The following is a 19,915-nucleotide window of genomic DNA, read 5'->3' on the forward strand; positions in this document are numbered from 1 at the left end:
GGGCCATGCCAGTCGTCCACGCATTCGACCCGCCGGAGCGCTTCGTCACCGGCACCGTCGGCGAGCCCGGGTCCCGCACGTTCTTCCTCCAGGCCCGCAGCGGCAGCCGTGTCGTCAGCGTGGCCCTGGAGAAGCAGCAGGTCGCCGCGCTGGCCGAGCGGGTCGACGAGCTGCTCGACGAGGTGATGGGCTCCGAGACCTCCACCGCCGTGATCCCGGCCGTCGCGCCCCTGGGCCTGCAGGACACCGACCCGCTCGAGCAGCCCATCGACGAGGAGTTCCGCGCGGGCACGATGACGCTGTCGTGGGACCCCGACGACGAGCGCATCGTGATCGAGGTCTTCCCCTACAGCGAGGCCGCGGTGGTCTCCCCGGAGCAGGTCGACCAGGACTTCGAGGAGCCCGAGCCCGACGAGGTGCTCCTGGTGCGCCTGGAGGCCGGGGCCGCGCGGGCCTTCGTGCAGCGCACCGAGCAGGTCCTCGAGGCCGGGCGGCCCAGCTGCCCGTTCTGCGGCAACCCGATCGACCCCGACGGCCACCTGTGCGTGCGGGCCAACGGGTTCCGCCGCCGTGAGCCCTGAGCAGCAGGTCGACCTGGTCGAGCACGAGCTCGAGCTGCGCGGGCGCATCCTGCCCGCGTCGAACGCCACCTTCCTGGGCACCATCGGCGAGCTCCAGGTGGTCTACAAGCCGATCGCCGGCGAGCGCCCCCTGTGGGACTTCCCCGGCGCCGTGCTGGCCCACCGCGAGGTGGCGGCCCACGTCGTGGCGCAGGTCTTCGCCGGCCCCGACCGGCCGGTGCTGGTGCCGCGCACCTGGCTGCGCGAGGGCCCGCACGGCCCCGGCATGGTCCAGGAGTGGCAGGAGCCCGACCCGGAGGCCGAGGCCGTGACCCTGGTGCCCTCGGGGTCGACGCCCGAGGGCTACCTGCACGTCTTCGACGGCTACGACGCCGAGGACCGGCTGGTCTCCCTGGTGCACGAGGACACTGCGGCGCTGCGCTCGATGGCGGTGCTCGACGTGCTGCTCAACAACGCCGACCGCAAGGGCGGGCACGTGCTGGCGATGGGCGACGGGCGCCGCTACGGCGTCGACCACGGCATCGCCTTCCACACCGAGCCCAAGCTGCGCACGGTGCTCTGGGGCTGGCTGGGCGCACCGTTGACCGACGCCGACCGGGCCGCTGTCGAACGGGTGCGCGACGGGGTTCGCGGAGCGGAGTGCGGGGGAGCGGGGGAGCCGCTGGCCGACCGGCTGGTGCCCCTGCTCGCCGACGACGAGATCGAGGCGCTGGCCCGGCGCTGTGAGCGGCTGCTGGCCCGAGGCACCATGCCGGCCCCCGACGCCGACGGCCCGGCCATCCCCTGGCCGCCGTTCTGAGCCCGGCGACGGTGGTCGATCCTCGTCCCGGGCCGGGCACCCTCTAGGCTCGCCCCATGCGTGCCTGGTCTGCCCCGGAGATGCCCGCCCTCCCCGCGAGCGGCCCGGCTGTCTCGCTGCACGACACCCCCAGCGGCTCGCGCCGCCCGGTGGTGCCCGAGGGCACCGCCCGGCTCTACGCCTGCGGCATCACGCCCTACGACGCCACCCACATGGGCCACGCGGCGACGTACGTCGGCGTCGACCTGCTCAACCGGGCGTGGCGCAACGCCGGTCACGACGTCGCCTTCGTGCAGAACGTCACCGACGTCGACGACCCGCTGCTGGAGCGGGCCACCAAGGTCGGTGTCGACTGGGTGGCGCTGGCCGAGCGCGAGACCGAGCTCTTCCGCCAGGACATGCAGGCGCTGCGCGTGCTCCCGCCGCGCGACTACGTCGGCGCCGTCGAGTCGATCCCGCTGGTCATCGACCTGATCGAGCGGCTCCAGGCCGCCGGGTCGGTCTACCGGGTCGAGGACGACTGGTACTTCTCGGTGCACGCCGACCCCGCCTTCGGCGAGGAGTCGGGGATGGACCGCGAGACGATGCTGCGGATCTTCCCCGAGCGCGGCGGCGACCCCGACCGCCCCGGCAAGAAGGATCCCCTCGACTGCCTGGTCTGGCGCGGCGAGCGGGCCGGCGAGCCGTCGTGGCCCAGCCCCTTCGGGCCCGGGCGCCCCGGCTGGCACGTCGAGTGCACCGCCATCGCGGTGGAGCACCTCGGCAACGACTTCGACGTGCAGGCCGGCGGCAGCGACCTGGTCTTCCCGCACCACGAGATGTGCGCCGGCCACGCCCAGGTGGCCGAGCCCGGCGCCCGCTTCGCGCAGGTCTACATCCACGCCGGGATGGTGGCCTACGACGGCGAGAAGATGTCGAAGTCGAAGGGCAACCTCGTCTTCGTCTCGGCGCTGCGCCACGCCGACGTCGACCCGATGGCCATCCGGCTGACCCTGCTGCGCCACCACTACCGCTCCGAATGGGAGTGGACCGACGCCGACCTGCTGGCCAGCGTCGACATGCTCGCCACCTGGCGCCGCGCTCTGTCGCTGGGTGCCGGCGCGCCGTCGGCCCCGGTGGTGGAGGCCGTGCTGGCCGCCTGCGCCGACGACCTCGACGCCGCCACCGCGGTGGGCGTGGTCGACGACTGGGCGCGCGCCACGCTGGGCACCGACGGGCTCGCCGACACCTCCGACGCCCAGGCCGCCCTCGGCGTGCACCGCGTCCTCGACGCGGCCCTCGGCCTGTCGCTCTGACGCGAGCGGCGGCGGCCGGTCAGTCGTCGCTCTGGCGCCGCTTGAGGTAGCGCTCGAACTCGCGGGCGATGGCCTCGCCCGAGGCCTCCGGCAGGTCGGTGGTGTCGCGGGTCTCCTCGAGGGCGCGCACGTAGTCGGCGACGTCCTCGTCGTCCTCGGCCAGCTCGTCGACGCCGCGCTCCCAGGCGCGCGCCTCCTCGGGCAGCTCGCCGAGGGGGATCGAGATCTCCAGCAGGTCCTCGATCTGGCCGATCAGCGCCAAGGTGGCCTTCGGGCAGGGCGGCTGGGCGACGTAGTGCGGCACCGCCGCCCAGTAGGAGACCGCGGGCATGTCGACGCGCACGCAGGCGTCCTGGAAGACGCCGACGATGCCGGTCGGGCCCTCGTACGTCGACTGCTCGAGCTTGAGCCGGTCGACCAGCTCGGGCTCGGTGGCGGTGCCGGTGACCGGGATCGGGCGGGTGTGCGGGGTGTCGGCCAGCAGGGCCCCCAGGGTCACCACCAGCTCGCCGCCCAGCTCGTCGACCGCGGCGAGCAGCTCGGCGCAGAACTGGCGCCAGCGGATGTTGGGCTCGATGCCGCGGACCAGGATGATGTCGCGGCCCAGGTCGGGCGGGGAGGCGACCGCGATCTGGGTGGTGGGCCAGGTGATGCGCCGGTGCCCGAGCTCGTCGCTGCCCACGACCGGGCGGTTGACCTGGAAGTCGTAGAAGTCCTCGGGGTCCACCGCGCCGACCACCCGGGCGCCCCAGGCGAGCATGAGGTGGTCGACGACCGACGAGGCCACGTCGGCCGCGTCGTTCCAGCCCTCGAAGGCCGCGATCACGATGGGGTCGACCAGGTCAGGGGCGTCCTCGATCTCGATCACCGACCCAGCGTAGTCACCCCCCAGCTCACCTCCCCGGGGATTTCGCCCGCCGCGCGCGCCGGTGTCACCATCTGAACACCCTGTCCAGCCTTCGGACACCCTCCTAGGCTGGCGGGACCCGCTCGGGGCGCCGCCGGTGCCCCACGAGAGGAGAGCCGCGTGAGCCAGCCCAGCACCGAGACCCCCATGGAGCGCGTCGGCGCGGGGGAGTGGCGCCGTGACGCCACCGACGAGCTGCGATCGGCCCTGGCCCAGCGGATCCTGGTCATCGACGGTGCGATGGGCACCGCGATCCAGCGCGACCGTCCCGACGAGGCCGGCTACCGCGGCGAGCGCTTCGCCGACTGGCCCAGCGACCTGGTCGGCAACAACGACCTGCTGACCCTGACCCAGCCCGAGATCATCGAGTCGATCCACCGCGAGTACCTCGAGTCGGGCGCCGACCTGATCGAGACCAACACGTTCAACGCCAACGCGGTCTCGCTGGCCGACTACGGGCTCGAGGCCCTGGCCTACGAGCTCAACCTCGAGTCGGCGCGGCTGGCCCGGCGCGCGGCCGACGTGGTCGCCACCGAGGAGCGTCCGCGCTACGTCGCCGGGGCCCTGGGCCCCACGACGCGCACCGCCTCGATCTCCCCGGACGTCAACGACCCCGGCGCCCGCAACATCGACTTCGACGCCCTCGTGGCGGCGTACCGCACCGCCACGCTGGGGCTGCTCGACGGCGGCAGCGACCTGCTGATCGTCGAGACCATCTTCGACACCCTCAACGCCAAGGCGGCGATCTTCGCCGTCGAGACCGTCTTCGAGGAGCTCGGCCGCCGCTGGCCGCTGGTCATCTCGGGCACCATCACCGACGCCTCCGGGCGCACCCTGTCGGGCCAGACCACCGAGGCGTTCTGGAACTCGGTGCGCCACGCCCGGCCGCTCGCGATCGGGCTGAACTGCGCCCTGGGCGCCCGCGAGATGCGGCCCTACGTCGCCGAGCTGTCCCGGGTCGCCGACACCTTCGTCTCGGTCTACCCCAACGCGGGGCTGCCCAACGCGTTCGGCGAGTACGACGAGGCGGCCGCCGAGACCGCCGCGGTGGTCGGGGAGTTCGCCGAGGCCGGGTTCGTCAACATCGTCGGCGGGTGCTGCGGCACGACGCCGGCGCACATCGCGGCGATCGCCGAGGCGGTCGCCCCGCACTCGCCTCGCACGCCTGCGACCGTGCCCTCGGCGATGCGGCTCTCGGGCCTCGAGCCGTTCACGATCGACGGCGACAGCCTCTTCGTCAACGTCGGCGAGCGCACCAACATCACCGGCTCGGCGCGCTTCCGCAAGCTCATCAAGGACGGCGACTTCGACACCGCCCTGAGCGTCGCGGCCCAGCAGGTCGAGAACGGCGCCCAGGTCATCGACGTCAACATGGACGAGGGCATGATCGACGGCGTCGCGGCCATGGACCGCTTCACCAAGCTCATCGCCAGCGAGCCCGACATCAGCCGGGTGCCGGTGATGGTCGACTCCTCGAAGTTCGAGGTCATCGAGGCCGGGCTCAAGAACGTGCAGGGCAAGCCGATCGTGAACTCGATCTCGCTCAAGGAGGGCAAGGAGGCGTTCGTCGCCCACGCCCGCCTGTGCCGCAAGTACGGCGCCGCCGCGGTCGTGATGGCCTTCGACGAGGACGGCCAGGCCGACAACCTCCTGCGCCGCCAGGCGATCTGCGAGCGCGCCTACCGCATCCTGGTCGACGAGGTCGGCTTCCCGGCCGAGGACATCATCTTCGACCCCAACGTCTTCGCGGTCGCGACCGGCATCGAGGAGCACGCCTCCTACGGCCAGGACTTCATCGAGGCCACCCGCTGGATCAAGCAGAACCTGCCCGGCGCCAGGGTCTCGGGCGGCATCTCGAACGTCAGCTTCTCCTTCCGCGGCAACAACCCGGTCCGCGAGGCCATCCACGCGGTCTTCCTCCTCCACGCCATCGAGGCCGGCCTCGACATGGGCATCGTCAACGCGGGTGCGCTGGTGGTCTACGACCAGGTCGAGCCCGAGCTGCGCGAGCGGATCGAGGACGTCGTGCTCAACCGGCGCCCCGACGCGGCCGAGCGGCTGCTCGAGATCGCCGAGGAGCACAACCGGGTCGGTGAGGCCAAGGAGGCCGCCACCGAGGAGTGGCGTGCGCTGCCGGTCTCCGAGCGCATCACGCACGCGCTGGTCAAGGGCATCGACACCTACGCCGAGGCCGACGCCGAGGAGCTGCGCCTCGAGATCGACGCGAGGGGCGGCCGGCCGATCGAGGTCATCGAGGGCCCGCTGATGGACGGCATGGACGTGGTCGGCGACCTCTTCGGCGCCGGCAAGATGTTCCTGCCCCAGGTGGTGAAGTCGGCGCGGGTGATGAAGAAGGCCGTGGCCCACCTCATCCCGTTCATCGAGCAGGAGAAGCTCGACAAGCCCGAGTACGCCACCGCCAAGGACACCAACGGCACGATCGTGATGGCCACCGTCAAGGGCGACGTGCACGACATCGGCAAGAACATCGTCGGCGTGGTGCTGCAGTGCAACAACTTCGAGGTCATCGACCTCGGGGTGATGGTGCCGGCGCAGAAGATCCTCGACACCGCCCGCGAGGTCGGCGCCGACATCATCGGGCTCTCCGGCCTGATCACCCCCTCGCTCGACGAGATGGTCACGATGGCCACCGAGATGCAGCGCCAGGGCCTCGAGATCCCGCTGCTCATCGGGGGCGCCACCACCTCGCGCGCCCACACCGCGGTCAAGGTCGACCCGCGCTACGACGGGCCGGTGGTCTGGGTCAAGGACGCCTCCCGCTCGGTGCCGACCGCGGCCGCGCTGCTGCACGCCGAGCGGCGTACGACGCTGCTGGCCGACGTCAAGGCCGACTACGACTCGCTGCGCGAGCGCCACTCGCACAAGACCGACCGGCCCAAGCTGTCCTACGCCGACGCGGTGGCCAACGCCACTCCGATCGACTGGGACGACTACTCCCCGCCGGTCCCGCACCGGCCCGGCGTCCACGTCCTCGACGACTACGACCTGGCCGAGCTGCGCGACTACATCGACTGGCAGCCGTTCTTCAACGCCTGGGAGATGAAGGGGCGCTTCCCCGACATCCTCAACAACCCCGCCACCGGCGAGGCCGCGCGCCGGCTCTACGACGACGCCCAGGAGATGCTCGACCGGGTCGTCGCCGAGAAGTGGATCGGCGCCCGCGGCGTCTACGGCTTCTTCCCCGCCGCCGGCGAGGGCGACGACACCATCCTCTACACCGACGACGAGCGCACCGCCGAGCGCACCCGGCTGCACCACCTGCGCCAGCAGGGCCAGCACCGCGACGGGGTGCCGAACAAGTCGCTCGCCGACTTCGTGGCACCGCGCGAGACCGGCCTGGCCGACCACGTGGGCGGCTTCGCGGTGACCGCCGGCATCGGGCTCCCCGAGCGGGTGCAGGCCTTCAAGGACGCCAACGACGACTACAACGCGATCCTGCTCGAGTCGCTGGCCGACCGGTTGGCCGAGGCGTTCGCCGAGCGGCTGCACCAGCGCGTGCGCACCGACTTCTGGGGCCACCAGCCCGAGGAGCAGCTGAGCAACGAGGACCTCATCGCCGAGCGCTACGAGGGCATCCGCCCCGCGCCCGGCTACCCGGCCTGCCCCGACCACACCGAGAAGCTGACCCTGTGGGAGCTGCTCGACGTCGAGGCCAGCACCGGCATCTCGCTGACCGAGTCGATGGCGATGTGGCCGGGCGCCTCGGTGTCGGGCTGGTACTTCAGCCACCCGCAGTCGCAGTACTTCGTGGTCGGCCGGATCGCGCGCGACCAGGTCGAGTCGTACGCCGAGCGCAAGGGCTGGAGCCTCGCCGAGGCCGAGCGCTGGCTCTCGCCGAACCTCGGCTACGACCCCGAGGACTGACCCGTGGCCGACGACGCGAGCCCGGGGCTGCCCGCAGCCCTGCTGTGGGACATGGACGGCACCCTGGTCGACACCGAGCCCTACTGGATCGAGACCGAGTTCGCCCTCGCCGAGCGGTACGGCGGCACCTGGTCGCGGGCGCAGGCCCTCGACCTGGTCGGCAACGACCTGCTGACCTCGGGGCGCTACATCCGCGAGCACATGGGCATCGACCTGACGCCTGAGCGGATCGTCGAGGAGCTCCTCGACGGGGTGGTGGCCCGCGTCGAGCGGGCCGTGCCCTGGGTGCCGGGAGCGCGGGAGCTGCTGCTCGAGGCAAGTGGGGCGGGGATCGCCTGCGCGCTGGTCACGATGTCCTACGAGCGGTTCGTGGCACCGATCCTTGCGCACCTGCCGCCCGAGACGTTCCGGGTCATCGTCACCGGCGACAAGGTCGAGCTCGGCAAGCCGCACCCCGAGCCCTACCTGACAGCGGCCGCCGCCCTCGGCGTCGCACCGCGGGACTGCGTGGCCATCGAGGACTCCAACACCGGCGCCAAGTCGGCCGAGGCCGCCGGTTGCACGGTGCTGGTGGTCGAGAACCACGTGCCGGTGCTGCCCGGGCCGCGGCGCGTGCTGCGACCCACGCTCGAGGGTCTGTCCCCGCGGGACCTCGGCGACCTGCTGATGCGCTGAGCCGCGCCGTCCCGGGGGTACTAGTACCACCGGACGATGGTGACCGGGACCACGCAGGGCGCAGCATGGAACCACTCGGAACGACGGGAGCAGGGCACCTGCCTCGCCGTACCGGCCGTGCTCGACAACGCCACCACGCCTTCCCTGGGCGAGCGGCGCCCGGCCCAGATGGCCGGGTGGTGACGGTGCCGAGCGCGGCCGGGACCGGGTCCCGGCCGCAGAACTGCTGGTCGCCGGGTCAGTCGCGTGCGATCCTGTGACGACCCACCCGAGATCCGCGTCCGTGCGCGGTGAGCAGACCAAGAGGGCCACCATGAGCCACCTCGAGCGCAGCACCTCCGGCCGGTCGGCCCTGGCGCTCGGCCTGCTGCTCGCCGCGGGGCTGGCGCCCTGCGGGCTGGTCGCCTCGCCGGCCGCGGCCAAGGCCGACGTGGTGGCCTCGGGTCCGTGCCGCGGCGCACCCGACAGCACCTGGAAGCTCAAGGTCGACCAGGAGGCCAACGGCAGCCTGACCGTCACCGCGGCCGTCTTCAGCGACGACACCGACGAGTGGGGCTGGAAGCTCAAGCACAACGACGACGTCTCGGCCAAGGGCACCGTCACCGCCCGTGACGCCGACAGGTCCTTCCGGGTCGCGCGCTCGATGGTCGACTTCACTGGCCCCGACGAGATCGTCTTCCGCGCCGGCAACAAGGACAGCGACGAGATCTGTCGCGGCGACGTCACGTTCAACGGGTGAGCACCCCCCTCCCCGGTGCGCTGGGTGCACCGCCCGCGCGTGCCACCTGGTTCCGCAGCCCGGTCGCCCTGCTCCTGGCCGTCAGCGCGGTGCTGGTGGCCGCCATCTTCGTGGCCACCAACGTGATCGCCGACGACGCCGCCCGCGACGCCGCCCGCGCCCAGGCCGAGTCGGTCAGCGAGCTCCTGGCCCAGACCACGGCCGAGCCGTACGTCGCTGCCGGCCTGCTCAGCGGCAAGTTCGGCGCCGTCGACAAGTTCTTCCGCAAAGTACCCAACCTGCTGCAGGCCCGCGACGTCGACAGCGTCGACCTCTTCGCACCCGACGGCACCTTGATCTACAGCCAGGACGACCCCGACGCCGTGCCCATCATCAGCCGCGAGCGCTATGCCCTGAGCAGCGCCCAGCAGCGGGTGCTGCGCGAGGGCGGCACCGGCTCCGAGCTCGCCGACCCGGCGTCACCGCGCAGCCTCGACCGGGCGGGCGACGAGCGCGGGCTGGTCAAGATCTTCACCCGCATCGAGACCGAGACCGGCGAGCCGGTCCTCTTCGTCGCCTACTGGGCCCTCGACGGCCTGGAGGAGGGGCGCAGCGAGATCTTCGGCGCCTTCCGGTGGATCACCCTGGGGCCGCTCGTGCTGCTCTCCTTGATCTCGGCGGTGATGCTGGGGCTGCTCACCACCCAGGTGCGCCGTGCCGGCCGCGAGCGCGAGCGCCTGCTGGAGGCGGCGATGACCGCCTCCGACGCGGAGCGCCGCCGCATCGCGCGCGACCTGCACGACGGCGTCGTGCAGGACCTCGCCGGCACCGCCTTCTCGCTCTCCGCGGTGTCGCGCGACCTCGAGGTGCCGCCACACCTGCGCGGGCGCCTGGCCGGCGCCGGCGACTCGCTGCGTGACGGGCTGCGCTCGCTGCGCTCGCTGCTCGCCGAGATCCACCCGCCCGACCTGCACGGCAAGGGCCTGGCCTCGGCCGTGGCCGACCTGCTCGCCCCGGTCAGCGCGGCGGGCATCACTGCCTCGGCCAGCGTCGAGGACGTCGAGGACGCGCCCGCCGCCGAGGTGGCGATGCTGTGGCGGGTGACCCAGGAGGCGGTGCGCAACACGGTGCGCCACGCCGAGGCATCCACGCTGGCCGTCACCGTGCGCGGCACCGGCTCGGGCAGCCTGCTGGAGGTGGTCGACGACGGCATCGGCTTCGACCAGGCGTGCCACCGCGGGCCCGAGCACTTCGGGCTCACCGGCCTGCGCAGCCTCGTCGCCGACGCCGGCGGGCGGCTCGAGGTGCGCTCCGCACCGGGCGAGGGGACCATCGTGCGCCTCGAGGTGCGCCGGTGAGCGCGGGGCCGATCCGGGTGGTGCTGGTCGACGACCACGCCGTGATCCGGGCCGGGCTGGCGCAGCTGCTGGCCTCGACCGACGACATCAGCGTCGTGGGGCAGGCAGGCGAGGGGCTGCAGGCGGTCGACGTGGTCCGCGAGGTGCGTCCCGACGTGGTCCTGATGGACCTGCAGATGCCCGGTGTCGACGGCGTGGCCGCGACCCGGCGGGTGCGCGCGGAGGTGCCGGGCGTCGACGTCCTGGTGCTGACGAGCTTCTCCGACAGCGAGCGGATCCTCGACGCCCTCGACGCCGGCGCGGTCGGCTACCTGCTCAAGGACGCCGACCCCGACGACGTGCTGGCCGGCATCCGGGCCGTGGCCCGCGGCGAGTCGCCGATCCACCCCAGGGCCGCGCGAGCGCTCCTGGGCGCCCGCTCCGGCAGCTCCCGGCCCCAGCTGACCGCCCGCGAGGTCGAGGTGCTGCGCCTGGTCCGCGACGGCCTGGCCAACAAGCAGATCGCCCGCCGCCTCGACATCAGCGAGCGCACGGTGAAGGCGCACCTGACCTCGGCCTTCGCCCGCATCGGGGTCGTGGACCGCACCCAGGCCGCGGTGTGGGCCCAGCGCCACGACCTCTAGTGTGCCTCGGGCAGCGGCGGGGGTGTGCCGCCCCACTCGGGGCAGATGGACCGGTGGGCGCACCAGTCACAGGCACGGCTGCGCCTGGGCAGCCACTCGCCACTCTCGCGGGCGGTGCTGATCGCCTCCCAGATCGCCTGGACCCGGCGCTCGGTGGCCAGCAGGTCGGCCTCGTCGGGCTCGTAGCGCACGATCTCGCCGTTGCCCAGGTAGACCAGCTGGAGCAGCGCGGGAAGCACACCGCGGGTGCGCCAGAGCACCAGGGCGTAGAACCGCATCTGGAACAGCGCCCGCTGCTCGAAGCCCACCGCCGGTGAGCGTCCGGTCTTGTAGTCGACCACCCGCAGCGCCCCGTCGGGTGCCACGTCGAGCCGGTCGACGAAGCCGCGCAGCAGCAGCCTCGACTCCAGCACCGCCTCGACGTAGAGCTCGCGCTCGGCGGGCTCGAGGCGCGTCGGGTCCTCGAGCGTGAACCAGCGCTCCAGCACGGTGCGGCACGAGGCGAGCCAGTGCGCCAGGTCGGGCGGGGGCCCGCCGTCGGTCCGCCCCGCCGCGCCGGGGTCGAAGAGCCCGGCCAGCTCGGGCTCCGCGTCGACGAGGGCCTGCCAGGCCGGTGCCAGCATCTCGCCCGCCCGGGCAGGGGTGCGCTCGGCGGCCGGGAGGTCGAACAGGTCCTCCAGCACCTTGTGCACCAGGGTGCCGCGCACCGCGTCGGCCGACGGCGGCTCGGGAAGCCGGTCGATGGTGCGGAAGCGGTAGAGCAGCGGGCAGGTGACGAAGTCGCCCGCCCGGCTCGGTGAGAGGGCGCCCACGACCCGGACCCCGTCGACGGGCGTCGAGACGCGCTCGGCCGGCGAGACGTCGGGGGAGGGGACCGTGCAGCTCATGTGGGGAACCCTAGGCGCGGGCGCCGACAGCCTCGGTGGAGTGGGCGAGCACGAGGGTCCGTGCAAGGGTCGACTAGCCTCGAGGGATGTCCGCGACCCCGCCCGAGCCCAGGGCGTCCTCGCGACCGCCGGGCACCTTGAAGGTCGGCACGATCGCCGGCAGCGACGTGCTGGTCTCCTCGTCCTGGTTCCTGGTCGCGGGGCTGATCGCCGTGCTCGTGGCACCTCTCGTCGACGACGTGCAACCGGGGCTGGGGAGCCTGAAGTACCTCGCCGGGGCCGCTTTCGCGGTGCTGCTCTACGGCTCGGTGCTGCTGCACGAGGCCTCCCACGCGGTGGTGGCGCGCCGCTTCGGCTTCACGATCAGCTCGATCACCCTGCACTTCCTCGGTGGGATGACCTCGATCGAGGGGGAGGCGCGGCGTCCCCGCGAGGAGTTCCTCATCGCCGTGGTCGGCCCGCTCACCTCCATCGCCGTCGGGCTGGTCGCTCTCGCCGTGCACCCCTTCACCCCCGACGGGCTGCTGCTGCTCGCGGTCGAGGGCCTGATCTTCGCCAACCTCCTGGTGGGCGTGCTCAACCTCGTGCCGGGCCTGCCGCTCGACGGGGGCCGGGTCCTGAAGTCGGCCGTGTGGGGCATCACCGGCAACATGCACCGCGGCACCGTCGTGGCCGGCTGGGGCGGGCGTGCCACCGCCGTCGCCGTGCTGGTCTGGCCGCTGGTCCAGGAGCCCCTGACCGGGGCGCGGCCCGACCTGCTCGACTTCGCTCTCGTGCTGGTGATCGCGGTCTTCCTGTGGTCGGGCGCGACCGCCGCGATGACCTCGGCCCGCCTGCGCGCGCGACTGCCCCGCCTGGTCGCGCGCGACCTGGCGCGCCGCACCGTCAGCGTGCCGGCCGAGCTGCCCCTGGCCGAGGCCGTGCGCCGGGCCAACGAGGCGCAGGCCGGCGGCATCGTCACCCTCGACCCGAGCGGTCGCCCCGTCGGCCTCGTGAGCGAGGCGGCCCTGCTGGCCACGCCGCAGGAGCGCCGGCCCTGGGTCCCGGCCTCGAGCGTGGCGCGGACCCTCGAGGCGGGGCTGCGCCTGCCGCTGGGCATCACGGGGGAGGAGCTGGTGCGCGCCATCACCTCCACCCCGTCGGCGGAGTACCTCCTGGTGCACCCCGACGAGTCGATCTACGGGGTGCTGGCCACCGACGACGTGGACCGCGCCTTTCGCGAATCGCGCTGACCCCGCGGCGGCGCCTAGGGTTCGCCCGTGTCCGAGCAGCCGAACCCGACCGAGATCGACGAGCCGACCCCGAGCCAGCAGCAGCCGGGGACGGCGTACCCGGACGTGCCCGCCGAGGCCTGGTCCGGCGTGCACCGGGGCCCGCTGCGCGAGGGCGAGTGGGTGCGCCTGACCGACAGCAAGGGGCGCAAGCACAACTTCGAGCTCCAGGCCGGCAAGCGCTTCTTCTCCAACAAGGGCCACCTCGACCACGACGACCTGATCGGCCGCGAGGAGGGCTTCACCCTCGCCAGCTCCGCCGGCGGCGAGTACCTGGTCTTCCGCCCCCTGCTCTCGGAGTTCGTGGTCTCGATGCCGCGCGGCGCGGCGGTGGTCTACCCCAAGGACGCCGCCCAGATCGTGGCGATGGCCGACATCTTCCCGGGCGCCCGGGTCGTCGAGGCCGGGGTCGGCTCCGGCGCCCTGACCTGCTCGCTGCTGCGGGCGGTCGGGCCGTGGGGAAGGGTGTCGTCCTTCGAGCGCCGCGAGGAGTTCGCCGACGTCGCCCGCCGCAACGTCAACCAGTTCTTCGGTGCTCCCGCCGACGCGACCCACCCCGCCTGGGAGCTCACCCTGGGCGACCTCGCCGAGGCCCTGCCCGCGTCGGGCGAGCGCTGCGACCGGATCATCCTCGACATGCTCGCGCCGTGGGAGTGCCTCGACGCCGCCGCCGGAGCACTCGTGCCCGGCGGCATCGTGTGCGCCTACGTCGCCACCACCACCCAGCTCTCGCGCTTCGTCGAGACCGTGCGTGCCCACGGCGGCTTCACCGAGCCGCAGCCCTGGGAGAGCCTGGTGCGCGACTGGCACGTCGAGGGCCTGGCCGTGCGCCCCGGCCACAAGATGATCGGTCACACCGCGTTCCTGGTCACCGCCCGGCGCCTGGCCCCCGGCCAGAAGCCGCTGCGCAAGACCCGGCGCCCGGCACCGGGCGCCTACGGCCCCGACTACTCCGGGCCCCGGCCGCCGGGGCTGCCCGTGGAGCCGGACCCCCAGGACTGAGCCTCGGCAAATCTCGCCCGCACCTCGGCGAGCCTCTTCCCTGACGAGGTGTCGCGGGTAGGGTCGAGAGCCACACAGGAGGTGCGCTGATGTCGACATCCGATGGCAACTCGAACACCGGTCAGTCCCGCTCGTCCGGCCGCAGCCCGGAAGAGCTGCTCGGCCAGGTCCGCTTCCTGGAGGCCGAGGTCTCCGACCTGCGCCGCCGCCTGAGCGAGAGCCCCGGGTCCTCCCGCGGCCTGGAGATGCGCCTCAGCGACGCCCAGCGCTCGCTGGCCGCCGTCACCTCGCAGAACGAGCGCCTGGCCCAGACCCTGCGCGAGGCCCGCGACCAGATCACCAAGCTCAAGGAGGAGGTCGACCGGCTGGCCCAGCCACCGGCCGGCTTCGGCACCTTCCTGGCCCGCAACGACGACGACTCCGTCGACGTCTTCACCGGCGGTCGCAAGCTGCGCGTCAACGTCAGCCCGGGCGTCGAGCTCGACGAGCTGACCCGCGGCCAGGAGGTCATGCTCAACGAGGCCATGAACGTCGTGGCCGCCCTCGACTTCGAGCAGGTCGGCGAGGTCGTGATGTTCAAGGAGCTGCTCGCCGACGGCGATCGAGCGCTGGTCATCGCCAACGCCGACGAGGAGCGCGTGGTCCGGCTCGCCGAGCCGCTGCGCGGCGACACGATCCGCGCCGGCGACTCGCTGCTGCTCGACGCCCGCGCCGGCTACGTCTACGAGAAGGTGCCGAAGTCCGAGGTCGAGGAGCTGGTGCTCGAGGAGGTCCCCGACATCGCCTACGAGTCGATCGGTGGCCTCAGCGGCCAGATCGAGGCGATCCAGGACGCCGTGGAGCTTCCCTACCTCTACCCCGAGCTGTTCAAGGAGCACGAGCTGAAGCCGCCCAAGGGCGTCCTGCTCTACGGCCCGCCGGGCTGCGGCAAGACCCTGATCGCCAAGGCGGTGGCCAACTCGCTGGCCAAGAAGGTCGCGGCGCGCAACGCGGAGTCGGGCCAGGGCACCGAGGTCAAGTCCTACTTCCTCAACATCAAGGGCCCCGAGCTGCTCAACAAGTACGTCGGCGAGACCGAGCGCCACATCCGGCTGGTCTTCCAGCGGGCCCGTGAGAAGGCCAGCAGCGGCACCCCGGTCATCGTGTTCTTCGACGAGATGGACTCGCTGTTCCGCACCCGCGGCAGCGGGGTCTCCTCCGACGTCGAGAACACCATCGTCCCGCAGCTGCTGAGCGAGATCGACGGCGTCGAGCTGCTCGAGAACGTCCTGGTCATCGGCGCCTCCAACCGCGAGGACATGATCGACCCCGCGATCCTGCGCCCCGGTCGCCTCGACGTGAAGATCAAGATCGAGCGCCCTGACGCCGAGTCGGCCCGCGACATCTTCAGCAAGTACCTGACCCCGGGCCTGCCGCTGCACAGCGACGACCTGGGCGAGTTCGGCGGCGACCGCTCCGCGTGCGTCGACGCGATGATCCGGGCCACGGTCGAGCGCATGTACGCCGAGACCGAGGAGAACCGCTTCCTCGAGGTCACCTACGCCAACGGCGACAAGGAGGTCCTGTACTTCAAGGACTTCAACTCCGGGGCGATGCTGCAGAACATCGTGGACCGCGCCAAGAAGATGGCGATCAAGGACTTCATCGACCACGACCAGCACGGGCTGCGCGTCAGCCACCTGCTGCAGGCGTGCGTCGACGAGTTCAAGGAGAACGAGGACCTGCCCAACACCACCAACCCCGACGACTGGGCACGGATCTCGGGCAAGAAGGGCGAGCGCATCGTCTTCATCCGCACCCTGGTCACCGGCAAGCAGGGCACCGAGCCGGGCCGCTCCATCGACACCGTGGCCAACACCGGCCAGTACCTCTAGGCCGCACGCACGAGCTCGGCTCAGGTGGGCCGGGTGGCCACGGCGCGGTAGCCGTAGGTCCAGGGGCGGCCGACCGCGGGGCCGGGCAGGTAGCGCTGCTCGCTGTCCTCGACCCTCAGGCCGGCGTCGGCCACCAGCCGCAGCGGGTCGCGGGTCAGGTGGCAGCCGCCGGCCACGCGGCGCTGCACCGGCTCGAGACGGTGCTGCCAGGCACGCACCCGGTCGTCGGGAGAGACGCCGTGCTCGAGCAGGTGCAGCCGGCCGCCCGGTCGCAGCACCCGGTGCACCTCGCGCGCCGCGAGCGCGGCGTCGGGGATGGTGCACAGGCTGAACGTGCACAGCACGGCGTCGTACGCCGCGTCGGGTGCGTCGAGGCGCTGGCCGTCGAGGCCGACCCGCCGCACCGGCACCCGGCTCTCGCTGCGCCGGTCCTGCGACAACGACCAGCCCAGGTCGGAGGGCTCGACCGCGTCGAGCGAGACCACCTCCGGCGGCAGGTGCTCGATGTTGAGCCCGGACCCGAACCCGATCTCCAGGACACGGCCGGTGAGGCCCGCGCAGGTGGCTGCCCGCAGCTGCTGCACCGGCGGCGTGGCCAGCGCCCGGTCGACCAGGCGCGGCAGGACGCGTTCCTCCCACATGCTCATGCCCCGACCCTACGGCCGGACCTCGCGCAGGCGCCCCGCGTAGGCTCGGGGCATGAGTGTCAGACGGGTGATGGGGACCGAGGTCGAGTACGGCATCTCGGTGCCGGGCCAGCCGGGCGCGAACCCGATGGTCGCGTCCTCGCAGGTGGTCAACGCCTACGCGAGCGCGACCGTGAAGGCACGCCGGGCCCGGTGGGACTTCGAGGAGGAGTCGCCGCTGCGCGACGCCCGAGGCTTCGACATGTCGCGCCAGGTGGCCGACCAGTCCCAGCTCACCGACGAGGACCTGGGGCTGGCCAACGTCATCCTCACCAACGGCGCACGCCTCTACGTCGACCACGCCCACCCGGAGTTCTCCACCCCCGAGGTCACCACGCCCCTCGACATCGTGCGCTGGGACAAGGCCGGCGAGCTGGTGATGCTCGACGCCGCCCGGCGCGCCGGGCAGCTCCCCGGCGGGGCGCCGATCGTGCTCTACAAGAACAACACCGACGGCAAGGGCGCCTCCTACGGCGCGCACGAGAACTACCTGATGCGCCGCTCCACGCCGTTCGCCGACATCGTCCACCACCTGACGCCGTTCTTCGTCAGCCGCCAGGTCGTCTGCGGCGCCGGACGTGTCGGCATCGGCCCCGACGGGCGCGAGCACGGCTACCAGATCAGCCAGCGCGCCGACTTCTTCGAGGTCGAGGTCGGTCTCGAGACGACGCTCAAGCGCCCGATCATCAACACCCGCGACGAGCCGCACGCCGACCCCGAGAAGTACCGCCGCCTGCACGTCATCATCGGCGACGCCAACCTCGCGGAGGTCTCGACGTACCTCAAGGTCGGCACCACCGCCCTGGTGCTGGCGATGATCGAGGACCGGTTCATCGACGCCGACCTGAGCGTCGAGAGCCCCGTCTCCGCTCTGCGGGCGGTCTCCCACGACCCGGGCCTCACGCACCTGCTGACGCTGCGCGACGGGCGCCGCCTGACCGCGGTGCAGCTGCAGATGGAGTACCTCGACCTGGCGCGCAAGTACGTCGAGGACCGGCTCGGTGCCGACGCCGACCCCCAGACCGTCGACGTGCTCGCCCGCTGGGAGTCGGTGCTCGACCGGCTCGAGCGCGACCCGATGTCGCTGGCCGGCGAGCTCGACTGGGTGGCCAAGCTCAAGCTGCTCGAGCAGTACCGCCAGCGCGACGCCCTGGCCTGGGACGACGCCAAGCTGCAGCTCATCGACTACCAGTACTCCGACATCCGTCCCGACAAGGGGCTCTACCAGCGCCTGGTCCGGGCCGGGCGCATCGAGCGGCTGCTCGACGACGCCGCGGTCGAGGACGCGATGCACGACCCGCCGCACGACACGCGGGCCTACTTCCGGGGCCGCTGCCTGGAGAAGTTCCCCGACGCCGTGGCGGCGGCGTCGTGGGACTCCGTGATCTTCGACCTGCCGGGGCGCGAGTCGCTGCAGCGGGTGCCGACGATCGACCCGCTGCGCGGCAGCCGGGCCCACGTGGGCGAGCTGATGGACCGCTGCACCAGCGCCTCCGAGCTCTTCGCGGCCCTCACCAGCTGAGGCGGGCCCGTCGGCTAGGGTCGGAGCATGGCCCAGGAGCAGAAGCAGCCGCGCAAGTCGACGGAGACCGAGGAGTCGGTCGAGACCGCCCCGGAGACCGACGTCGCCGAGCGCAAGGAGGCGCTCGACAGCGACGTCGACGACATCCTCGACGAGATCGACGACGTGCTGGAGTCCAACGCCGAGGACTTCGTGAAGTCGTTCATCCAGAAGGGCGGCCAGTGAGCGGGGGCGACCCGCGCCTGCCGGCCGGCTACCTGCAGCCCGGCACGTCGTCCTTCGCCGACTTCCTGGCCTCCCAGTCGCCCGAGCTGCTGCCGGGGCGCCGCACGCTGCCCGCGGGACAGGCCCACGACCTGGCGCCGCACGGCACCACGATCGTGGCGGCGACGTACCCCGGCGGGGTGCTGCTGGCCGGTGACCGCCGCGCCACGATGGGCAACATCATCGCCTCGCGCGACATCGAGAAGGTCTTCGCCACCGACGAGTTCTCCGCCGCCGGCATCGCCGGCACGGCCGGGCTGGCCGTCGAGCTGGTGCGGCTCTTCCAGACCGAGCTCGAGCACTACGAGAAGATCGAGGGCACCCGGCTCAGCCTCGACGGCAAGGCGAACCGGCTCTCGGCGCTGATCCGCGGCAACCTCGGGATGGCCATGCAGGGCCTCGCCGTGGTGCCGCTCTTCGTCGGTTACGACGTCGACGCCGCGGCCGGGCGCATCTTCAGCTACGACGTGACCGGCGGGCGCTACGAGGAGACCGGCTACCACGCGGTGGGCTCCGGCTCGCTCTTCGCCCGGGGCGCGCTGAAGAAGCTCTACCGCCCCGACCTGGGCGAGGACGACGTCATCACCCTGGCCGTGCAGGCGCTCTACGACGCCGCCGACGACGACTCCGCCACCGGCGGGCCCGACGTGGCGCGGCGGATCTTCCCGATGGTGCACCTGATCGGCGCCGAGGGTGGGCGCACGATCGAGGAGGAGCGCGTCGCGGAGGTCTCCGAGCGCGTCATCGCCGGCCGGATGGGCCGGCCCGACGGACCCCACGCCCCGCTGACCGGAGGTGCCTGAGCCGATGAGCGCTCCCTTCTACGTCTCGCCCGAGCAGCTGATGAAGGACCGGGCCGACTTCGCCCGCAAGGGCATCGCCCGCGGCCGCTCGGTCGTGGCCGTCCAGTACGCCGACGGCATCCTCTTCGCCTCCGAGAACCCCTCCCAGGCGCTGCACAAGGTCTCGGAGATCTACGACCGCATCGCCTTCGCGGCCGTCGGTCGCTACAACGAGTTCGAGAACCTGCGCATCGCGGGGGTGCGGCTGGCCGACATGCGCGGCTACGCCTACGACCGCCGTGACGTGAGCGGGCGGGGGCTGGCCAACGCCTACGCCCAGACGCTGGGCACGATCTTCTCGAGCGGCGGGGAGAAGCCCTACGAGGTCGAGCTGTTCGTGGCCGAGATCGGGCGCAGCAGCGTCGAGGACCAGCTCTACCGGCTGACCTACGACGGCCAGGTCGCCGACGAGCACCAGTACGCCGTCATGGGCGGCGCGGCCGAGTCGGTCGCCGGCTACCTCGAGCAGCACTACCGTCCCGACGCCGACCTCGACAGCGCCCTGGCGCTCGCCGTCGCCGCGCTGGGCCACAGCGAGACCGAGGACCGCACGATCGCGGCGAAGGACCTCGAGGTCGCCGTCCTCGACCGCACCCGCAGCCAGCCGCGCAAGTTCAGCAGGCTGAGCCCGGCGCGCATCGAGCAGGTCCTCGCCCACGTGTCCCCGGCGGCCCCCGCGGCCCCGGCGGGCGACGACGAGCCCCCGATCGCCCCCTGAGTCCCGGA

18 protein-coding genes are annotated in these 19,915 nt (G+C 72.6%); 15 read left to right on the top strand and 3 right to left on the bottom strand.

Annotation, left to right across the window (positions count from 1 at the left end; genetic code table 11):
* The first annotated feature begins 5 nt into the window (after positions 1 to 5).
* The 3 genes from JOE61_RS00230 to mshC are packed head-to-tail and all read left to right on the top strand — an operon-like array spanning position 6 to position 2,675.
* Positions 6 to 581, top strand: a complete 576-nt coding sequence (locus JOE61_RS00230) for a DUF3090 domain-containing protein (protein ID WP_193668838.1) — start codon at positions 6 to 8, stop codon at positions 579 to 581.
* A complete protein-coding gene (locus JOE61_RS00235) occupies positions 571 to 1,380 on the top strand; it encodes an SCO1664 family protein (RefSeq protein ID WP_193668837.1) in 810 nt (269 codons plus the stop codon). The genes JOE61_RS00230 and JOE61_RS00235 overlap by 11 nt, the downstream gene beginning before the upstream one ends.
* Before the next feature lie 56 nt (positions 1,381 to 1,436).
* Positions 1,437 to 2,675 (top strand): cysteine--1-D-myo-inosityl 2-amino-2-deoxy-alpha-D-glucopyranoside ligase, encoded by a 1,239-nt coding sequence (mshC, locus tag JOE61_RS00240; protein ID WP_193668836.1) that lies wholly within the window; start codon positions 1,437 to 1,439, stop codon positions 2,673 to 2,675.
* A 19-nt stretch (positions 2,676 to 2,694) separates the two neighbouring features.
* Here the strand turns inward: mshC and JOE61_RS00245 are convergent, their stop codons facing one another.
* A complete protein-coding gene (locus tag JOE61_RS00245; protein WP_193668835.1) occupies positions 2,695 to 3,543 on the bottom strand; it encodes a PAC2 family protein in 849 nt (282 codons plus the stop codon).
* A 186-nt stretch (positions 3,544 to 3,729) separates the two neighbouring features.
* On the opposite strand from JOE61_RS00245, the gene metH reads away from it, so the two are divergent.
* The 5 genes from metH to JOE61_RS00270 all read left to right on the top strand — a co-directional run bounded on the left by metH (position 3,730) and on the right by JOE61_RS00270 (position 10,841).
* Positions 3,730 to 7,467: a methionine synthase gene (metH, locus tag JOE61_RS00250; protein WP_193668939.1), complete on the top strand. Its 3,738-nt coding sequence runs from the start codon at positions 3,730 to 3,732 to the stop codon at positions 7,465 to 7,467.
* A 3-nt stretch (positions 7,468 to 7,470) separates the two neighbouring features.
* Positions 7,471 to 8,142: an HAD family hydrolase gene (locus JOE61_RS00255; protein ID WP_307822719.1), complete on the top strand. Its 672-nt coding sequence runs from the start codon at positions 7,471 to 7,473 to the stop codon at positions 8,140 to 8,142.
* A 313-nt stretch (positions 8,143 to 8,455) separates the two neighbouring features.
* Entirely contained in the window at positions 8,456 to 8,881 is a 426-nt protein-coding gene (locus JOE61_RS00260) for a hypothetical protein (protein WP_193668833.1), read from the top strand.
* Positions 8,878 to 10,218, top strand: a complete 1,341-nt coding sequence (locus JOE61_RS22365) for a sensor histidine kinase (RefSeq protein ID WP_193668832.1) — start codon at positions 8,878 to 8,880, stop codon at positions 10,216 to 10,218. The genes JOE61_RS00260 and JOE61_RS22365 overlap by 4 nt, the downstream gene beginning before the upstream one ends.
* Entirely contained in the window at positions 10,215 to 10,841 is a 627-nt protein-coding gene (locus JOE61_RS00270; protein ID WP_193668831.1) for a response regulator, read from the top strand. Before JOE61_RS22365 ends, JOE61_RS00270 begins: the two co-directional genes overlap by 4 nt.
* On the opposite strand, the gene JOE61_RS00275 is transcribed toward JOE61_RS00270, so the two are convergent.
* A complete protein-coding gene (locus JOE61_RS00275; RefSeq protein WP_193668830.1) occupies positions 10,838 to 11,728 on the bottom strand; it encodes a RecB family exonuclease in 891 nt (296 codons plus the stop codon). The two genes, JOE61_RS00270 and JOE61_RS00275, sit on opposite strands and share 4 nt — an antisense overlap.
* An 86-nt stretch (positions 11,729 to 11,814) precedes the next feature.
* Here JOE61_RS00275 and JOE61_RS00280 point away from each other — a divergent pair, with 86 nt between their 5' ends.
* From JOE61_RS00280 to arc, 3 genes are all read left to right on the top strand, one after another.
* The gene (locus JOE61_RS00280; protein WP_193668829.1) at positions 11,815 to 12,960 is read left to right on the top strand and encodes a site-2 protease family protein; all 1,146 of its coding nucleotides are present in this window, start codon (positions 11,815 to 11,817) and stop codon (positions 12,958 to 12,960) included.
* 129 nt (positions 12,961 to 13,089) lie between these two features.
* Positions 13,090 to 14,001 (top strand): tRNA (adenine-N1)-methyltransferase, encoded by a 912-nt coding sequence (locus JOE61_RS00285; RefSeq protein WP_193668937.1) that lies wholly within the window; start codon positions 13,090 to 13,092, stop codon positions 13,999 to 14,001.
* A gap of 89 nt (positions 14,002 to 14,090) precedes the next feature.
* Positions 14,091 to 15,875 (top strand): proteasome ATPase, encoded by a 1,785-nt coding sequence (arc, locus tag JOE61_RS00290; RefSeq protein WP_193668828.1) that lies wholly within the window; start codon positions 14,091 to 14,093, stop codon positions 15,873 to 15,875.
* A gap of 20 nt (positions 15,876 to 15,895) precedes the next feature.
* Here the strand turns inward: arc and JOE61_RS00295 are convergent, their stop codons facing one another.
* Complete coding sequence (locus JOE61_RS00295; RefSeq protein ID WP_193668827.1) at positions 15,896 to 16,522, bottom strand: class I SAM-dependent methyltransferase; 627 nt, start codon at positions 16,520 to 16,522, stop codon at positions 15,896 to 15,898.
* Positions 16,523 to 16,574: 52 nt separating this feature from the next.
* Between JOE61_RS00295 and dop the strand changes: the two genes are divergently transcribed.
* Genes dop through prcA form a run of 4 tightly spaced genes read left to right on the top strand, consistent with a single transcriptional unit; the run spans position 16,575 to position 19,907 of the window.
* A complete protein-coding gene (gene dop, locus JOE61_RS00300; protein ID WP_193668826.1) occupies positions 16,575 to 18,083 on the top strand; it encodes a depupylase/deamidase Dop in 1,509 nt (502 codons plus the stop codon).
* 27 nt (positions 18,084 to 18,110) lie between these two features.
* Positions 18,111 to 18,308 carry a ubiquitin-like protein Pup gene (locus JOE61_RS00305; protein WP_193668825.1) on the top strand — a complete coding sequence of 66 codons (198 nt, stop codon included), beginning with the start codon at positions 18,111 to 18,113 and terminating at the stop codon, positions 18,306 to 18,308.
* Entirely contained in the window at positions 18,305 to 19,150 is an 846-nt protein-coding gene (prcB, locus tag JOE61_RS00310; RefSeq protein ID WP_193668824.1) for a proteasome subunit beta, read from the top strand. The genes JOE61_RS00305 and prcB overlap by 4 nt, the downstream gene beginning before the upstream one ends.
* A 4-nt stretch (positions 19,151 to 19,154) precedes the next feature.
* Positions 19,155 to 19,907, top strand: coding sequence for a proteasome subunit alpha (prcA, locus tag JOE61_RS00315; RefSeq protein WP_193668823.1), 753 nt, complete (start codon positions 19,155 to 19,157; stop codon positions 19,905 to 19,907).
* The last annotated feature ends 8 nt before the right edge of the window (positions 19,908 to 19,915 follow it).

Source organism: Nocardioides salarius (assembly GCF_016907435.1).
Lineage (GTDB): Bacteria > Actinomycetota > Actinomycetes > Propionibacteriales > Nocardioidaceae > Nocardioides > Nocardioides salarius.

Coding starts and splice junctions, on each gene's coding strand:
- prcA (WP_193668823.1), top strand. CDS start 19,155: ATGAGCGCTCCCTTCTACGTCTCGCCCGAGCAGCTGATGAAGGACCGG.
- dop (WP_193668826.1), top strand. CDS start 16,575: ATGAGTGTCAGACGGGTGATGGGGACCGAGGTCGAGTACGGCATCTCG.
- arc (WP_193668828.1), top strand. CDS start 14,091: ATGTCGACATCCGATGGCAACTCGAACACCGGTCAGTCCCGCTCGTCC.
- JOE61_RS00305 (WP_193668825.1), top strand. CDS start 18,111: ATGGCCCAGGAGCAGAAGCAGCCGCGCAAGTCGACGGAGACCGAGGAG.
- metH (WP_193668939.1), top strand. CDS start 3,730: ATGGAGCGCGTCGGCGCGGGGGAGTGGCGCCGTGACGCCACCGACGAG.
- JOE61_RS00230 (WP_193668838.1), top strand. CDS start 6: ATGCCAGTCGTCCACGCATTCGACCCGCCGGAGCGCTTCGTCACCGGC.
- mshC (WP_193668836.1), top strand. CDS start 1,437: ATGCGTGCCTGGTCTGCCCCGGAGATGCCCGCCCTCCCCGCGAGCGGC.
- JOE61_RS00295 (WP_193668827.1), bottom strand. CDS start 16,522: ATGAGCATGTGGGAGGAACGCGTCCTGCCGCGCCTGGTCGACCGGGCG.
- JOE61_RS00275 (WP_193668830.1), bottom strand. CDS start 11,728: ATGAGCTGCACGGTCCCCTCCCCCGACGTCTCGCCGGCCGAGCGCGTC.
- JOE61_RS00260 (WP_193668833.1), top strand. CDS start 8,456: ATGAGCCACCTCGAGCGCAGCACCTCCGGCCGGTCGGCCCTGGCGCTC.
- JOE61_RS00280 (WP_193668829.1), top strand. CDS start 11,815: ATGTCCGCGACCCCGCCCGAGCCCAGGGCGTCCTCGCGACCGCCGGGC.